The 3,872-nt window shown below is 73.0% G+C and carries 3 protein-coding genes and 1 pseudogene; all 4 read right to left on the reverse strand.

Annotation, left to right across the window (positions count from 1 at the left end; genetic code table 11):
- Positions 1-1,031: UDP-N-acetylmuramoyl-L-alanine--D-glutamate ligase (gene murD, locus AC2W7J_RS16560; RefSeq protein WP_485983744.1), on the reverse strand; the 1,031-nt coding region annotated here is incomplete at its 3' end.
- Complete coding sequence (mraY, locus tag AC2W7J_RS16565; protein ID WP_255185921.1) at positions 1,028-2,110, reverse strand: phospho-N-acetylmuramoyl-pentapeptide-transferase; 1,083 nt, start codon at positions 2,108-2,110, stop codon at positions 1,028-1,030. The genes murD and mraY, both read right to left, overlap by 4 nt.
- A pseudogene (locus AC2W7J_RS16570) lies at positions 2,107-3,513 on the reverse strand (UDP-N-acetylmuramoyl-tripeptide--D-alanyl-D-alanine ligase). The gene mraY and the pseudogene AC2W7J_RS16570 overlap by 4 nt, the downstream one beginning before the upstream one ends.
- The coding region (locus AC2W7J_RS16575) for a glutamate ligase domain-containing protein (protein ID WP_485983746.1) at positions 3,510-3,872 on the reverse strand (363 nt) is incomplete at its 5' end. The pseudogene AC2W7J_RS16570 and the gene AC2W7J_RS16575, both read right to left, overlap by 4 nt.

A 3,872-nucleotide genomic window follows, 5' to 3' on the forward strand; every position in this document is an offset into this window, starting at 1 on the left:
CCGTCGCGGACGGCGACCGGCGGCACCCCGTGGGCGCGGGCGAGAGCGGCGGCGGCGAGGGCATTGGCCACGAGGTGCGGCGCGACGCTCGGCGCGTCGCCGCGCAGGTCCTCGAGGCTGCCGAGCTCGGCGGCGGTCGTCGCCCGGTCCTCGACGAAGGCCCGGTCGGCGAGGACGTCCTCGACGAGCCCGAGCATCGACGGTCCGGGCGAGCCGAGGGTGAAGCTCACTGCTCGGCACCCCTCGACGACGTCGGCCTCCTCGACGAGGCGCCGGGTCGCGGGGTCCTGCTCGTTGTAGACGCACGCGATCTCGGCGTTGGCGTAGACCTTGCCCTTGGCCCGCGCGTACTCCTCGAGGGAGCCGTGCCAGTCGAGGTGGTCGGGCGCGATGTTGAGGCAGGCCGCCGCCTGCGGACGAAGGGAGTGGCTCCAGTGCAGCTGGAAGCTGCTCAGCTCGACGGCGATGACGTCGTAGGGCTCGGGGTCCTGCACGAGGTCGAGCACGGGGGTGCCGACATTGCCCGCGCTCGCGGCGCGCAGCCCGGCGGCGCGCAGCATCGAGGTGAGCATCTGCACCGTCGTCGTCTTGCCGTTGGTGCCGGTGACGAGCAGCCAGGGCGCGCCCCCGGCGCGCGGGCGCATCCGCCACGCGAGCTCGATGTCGCCCCAGATGGGGATGCCGGCCGCGGCTGCCGCGGCGAGCAGCGGCTGGTGCGGGGGCCAGCCCGGTGAGGTGACGACGAGGTCGATCTCGTCGGCGGGCACCGGCAGGCTCTGCTCGGCGCCGTCACCCAGGTGCAGGTGGGCGTCGAGGACCTCGAGGATCTGGGCGCGCTGGGCCATCTGGGTGTCCGGCTCGGGCACCTTGGCGTCGACGACGTGCACCTGCGCGCCGTACTCGAGCAACGCGTCGGTGGCGGCGAAGCCGGAGACACCGAGGCCGGTGACGACGACGCGCAGCCCGGCCCAGTCGGCCTCGCGGCAGGTCAACCCGGCCAGACGCGCCTCGCGGGAGACAGCGTCGGTCACGGTGCCCCCACGACCCACTCGGCGTAGAAGATCGCCAGGCCGATGGCGACGAAGAGCCCCGCGATGATCCAGAAGCGGATGACGATCGTCACCTCCTGCCAGCCGAGCAGCTCGAAGTGGTGCTGCAGGGGCGCCATCCGGAAGACCCGCTTGCCGGTGGACTTGAAGGACGCGACCTGGATGATCACCGAGAGGGTGATCGTCACGAAGAGGCCGCCGAGGATCACGACGAGCAGCTGGGTGCGCGAGAGGATCGCCAGACCGGCGATCGCGCCGCCGAGGGCGAGCGAGCCGGTGTCGCCCATGAAGATCTTGGCCGGCGAGGCGTTCCACCACAGGAAGCCGAAGCAGGCCCCGGTGCCGGCGGCTGCGACGACGGCGAGATCGAGCGGATCGCGCACGTCGTAGCAGTTGGCCACGGGGTTGGTCTGGCAGTTCTGGTTGAACTGCCAGATCGAGATGACGACGTAGGCCCCGAAGACCATGACCGAGGCGCCCGTCGCCAGACCGTCGAGACCGTCGGTGAGGTTCACGCCGTTGGACGTGCCCGCGATCATGAGGTTGGCCCAGAGCACGAAGAGGATGAGGCCGACGAGCGGGGTGAAGAAGGCCAGGTCGAGGGCGGTGTCGCGCACGAAGGAGATGTGCGTCGACGCCGGCCGGCGCAGCGCCTCGTTGGGGAACTGCAGGGCGAGCACCGCGAAGGTCACGCCGACGAGGGTCTGGCCGAGGAGCTTCTCGCCCGACTTCAGGCCGAGGCTGCGCTGCTTGCTGATCTTGATGAAGTCGTCGGCGAAGCCGACGGCCCCCAGACCGACCATGAGGAAGAGCACGAGCAGGCCGCTCGCCGTCGGCGTCTGGAGGGTGGCCAGGTGCGCGACGAAGTAGGCGATCACGGTCGCCGCGATGATCACGGCACCGCCCATCGTCGGGGTGCCGCGCTTGGTGTGGTGCGAGGTCGGGCCGTCGTCGCGGATGAACTGGCCGTACCCCTGCTTGACGAGGTACGTGATGAACATCGGCGTGCCCAGCAGGGCGACGACGAGTGACACGACAGAAGCGATGACCACCGCCATCATGCGCGGGCCTCCCTCTGGACGATGCGGTCTCCGAGCCACCGTAGCCCGGCGTCGCGGCTGGACTTGAGAAGGACAACGTCGGGCGCGGCGAGCTCGGCGGCGAGCACCGCCTCGGCGGCGTCGGCGTCGGGCACGACCCGCACGTGCGGACCGTCCTCACGAGCAGTGTCGCGCGCCCCGGCCGCGATCGGCTCGGCGACCTCGCCGACGACGAGGATCTCGTCGGTGCCGAGGCTCCGCGGCCTCGCGGCCGACGGCCGCGTGCAGCTCCGCGGAGGCCTCGCCGAGCTCGAGCATCGCGCCGAGCACGGCCCAGCGGCGCCCGGTCGTCGACATCGACGCGAGGCTGCGCAGCGCGGCGGACATCGAGTCGGGGTTGGCGTTGTAGGCGTCGTTGACGACGACGACCCCGTCGTCGCGGCGGGAGACCTCCATCCGCCAACGGCTCAGCGGCCGGGCGGCCTCGAGGGCGGGCACGACCTGGTCGAGCGTCATCCCCGCGGCCTCGGCGGCCGCGATGACGGCCAGGGCATTGCCGACGTGGTGGCGCCCGATGAGCCCCAGGCGCACCCGCGCCGTGCCGAAGGGGGCGGTGACGGTGAAGGACGCGGCCCCCATCTCGTCGACGGTGACGTCGGTGGCCCGCACGTCGGCGGTCTCGGACTCGCCGACGAGCACGACCCGGGCGGTGGTCCGCTCGGCCATCGCGGCGACGAGCGGGTCGTCGGCGTTGAGCACGGCGACACCGTCTGCGGGCAGGGCGGCGGGCAGCTCCCCCTTCGCCTCGGCGATCGCCTCGACGGAGCCGAACTCGCCGACGTGGGCGTGGCCGACGTTGAGGACGATGCCGATGCGCGGCGGGGCGATGCGGGTGAGGTAGTCGATGTGGCCGATGCCGCGGGCGCCCATCTCGACGACGAGGTGCGCCGTCGTCGGGGTGACCCGGCAGACGGTCAGGGGCACGCCGACCTCGGAGTTGTAGGACCCGACGGGGGCGACGGTCTCCCCCGCGGTCTCCAGCACGGACCCGAGCAGGTCCTTGGTGCTCGTCTTGCCGGAGGAGCCGGTGATGCCGATGACGGTCATCTCCGGGCGGGAGTCGACGAGGTGGCGGGCGATGGCCACGAAGGCCGCCTGCTCGTCCTCGACGACGAGCACGGCAGCCCGTCGACCTCACGGGTCGTCAGGGCGGCCACGGCACCCGCCGCGGCGGCGCGGGGGACGAAGTCGTGCCCGTCGGCGCTCTCGCCGACCCGGGCGACGTAGAGGCTGCCGGGGCCGGCCTCGCGCGAGTCGGTGACGACGGGGCCGTCGACGACGATCGCGCCGGCCTCGTCCGGGCTGGCGGCGTGGAGGCGCCCGCCGGTGATGTCGGCGAGGGCGCCCAGGCTCGTGGGGATCATCCGGTGACGCTCCGGCGGTCGAGGGCGGCCCGCAGGACCGCCCGGTCGTCGTGCTCACGGATCTCTCCGCGCACTTCCTGTCCTTGCTCGTGGCCCTTGCCCAGGACGGCGACGGTCGCGCCGGGCCCGGATCCGTGGGCGATCTCGACGGCCAGCTCGATGGCCGCGACGCGGCCCTCGACGACCTCGAGACGGGCCCGTGAGCGGGGCCAGACCCCCTCCGCGACGGCATCGCGGATCGTGGCCGGGTCCTCCTCACGGGGGTTGTCGTCGGTGACGATGACGACGTCGGCGTGGGCGGCAGCGGCGGCACCCATGCCCGGGCGCTTGCCCGGGTCGCGGCTGCCGCCGGCGCCGAG

The sequence above is a fragment of the Janibacter sp. CFPM2_SD2 genome (genome assembly GCF_057364645.1).

Excerpts from the sequence above, each read along its gene's own strand:
- mraY (WP_255185921.1), bottom strand. The coding sequence starts at position 2,110 with ATGATGGCGGTGGTCATCGCTTCTGTCGTGTCACTCGTCGTCGCCCTG.